The 1,502-nt window shown below is 36.3% G+C and carries 2 protein-coding genes; both read right to left on the bottom strand.

Annotated elements, in window-relative coordinates; all coding sequences use genetic code 11:
- Positions 1-648: 648 nt before the first annotated feature.
- Positions 649-852, bottom strand: coding sequence for a DUF1657 domain-containing protein (locus tag FS608_RS29690; RefSeq protein WP_144556147.1), 204 nt, complete (start codon positions 850-852; stop codon positions 649-651).
- 34 nt (positions 853-886) lie between these two features.
- Positions 887-1,096, bottom strand: coding sequence for a hypothetical protein (locus FS608_RS29685; protein WP_144556146.1), 210 nt, complete (start codon positions 1,094-1,096; stop codon positions 887-889).
- Positions 1,097-1,502: the final 406 nt, after the last annotated feature.

Raw genomic sequence — 1,502 nt, 5'->3', positions numbered from 1 at the left:
TGAACATCAGTAAAAAAGCGTATAAGTAAGCCGGACTGTAGTTTATATGCTTTTAATGTTTGCGGTGAAAAGCCTTCAATACGTTTATCAGATTCATACCTTTCCCATGCTTGAGATAGTAACAAGTTCATCTCTCCCCAAAAAATTCTTTTTTTCAGGAATTATTGACCTGTTTCACGAAATTGAAACGGGGTTCTTATTAAGCTAAAGAAGCAGGTTAGTTTAAGAAAGAGATGAAATTCAATTTCACTTTTATGTCGCCTTTGACTCAAATTCTGAAAGAAAAAGAAAAAAAGCGTCTAAGTGACGCTTCTTGGGCAGTAAGTGTTGTGTTGTAAATATTTAACATTTTAAGGAGTACTTTATATTATGGAAAAATAACGAAATGGAGATGGACAAACATGGAATTTAAAAAAATATTTTATGTTTCGTAAAAGACTAAATATTGTGCAATAAAATTGATTTTTTCTAATGTATTTTAGATAAGAACTTATGAAATAGATTAAATGGTGTTCTAAAAAACAAAACCATCCTAGAAAGGATGGCTTTGGAAAATGGACAAGAATTTTTTATATAACATCATATTCCGACCGCCAGAAAATGTATCTGGGATAGTTTCTCATTTTTAAGAATAACGGTAATAATTCCTTACTGATTATACTGAGGTTCTTCACCTAGAATTTCTTGAAGACGAGGTTCAAGGCTATCAAGCACGGATTGTGTTTGTTGTGCGGCTTGTTGATAAAGCTGTTTTGCATTTTGATTATCGGTAGCTAACGCAAAAGATTCAAAGCTTACCTGAGCACTTTTTAAACCTGCTAAAGCTTGTTTTACCTGTGTTCCAACTGTCATTTAAAAGTCCTTCTTTCGTTTGATTATTGAAAATCTACTCTGCTCGGTTTGTGGCGTTATTGTTGGCAACATTAGCACCTTCGCCAGCATTGTTGCCCACTGCACCTCCAGCAAATGCACCCGCAGCTGTGCCAACTGGACCCACAACTGAACCCACGACAGCACCCGCAACAGCACCGACTCCGGTTCCTACAGCCTTACTAGCGTTGTTATCAGTACGATTAGTTTCTTTGTTATCAGTCATCAATCTCACTCCTTGGTTTGTTATAGGGAACTGCTAATGCATTGTCATCGCAGTACCAAAACCTATTTTGCCCAAACGAGGATGATTTACGCAGAGGAATAAAATGAAGTTGTACGCCAGAAGAATGCAAAAGTAAGTGAATAGAAAACAAAAGTCTAATGGATGCTTTACAACAAAAAAAGGCGTCAGATTGACGCATCAATTTGAAACAAAAACATGTTGAAGGGTTTATGAAGGATTACTATGATTATGAGAAAAATGTTAAAATATGACAGACGAGCGGGATTGTAAACAACGATAATGTGCAACAAAAGTGAAGGTGTTTGTTTAACTAACGGGTGCAAGAGTTGAAGATTGGGACTACCGCGGCGATACCCCCTTTTCAATTTTGAGGTAGTTTTTACCT

This window comes from Bacillus sp. X1(2014), from assembly GCF_007678255.1.
Note: the sequence above shows the minus strand (reverse complement) of the source record. Positions and strands in the feature narration are given on the sequence as shown.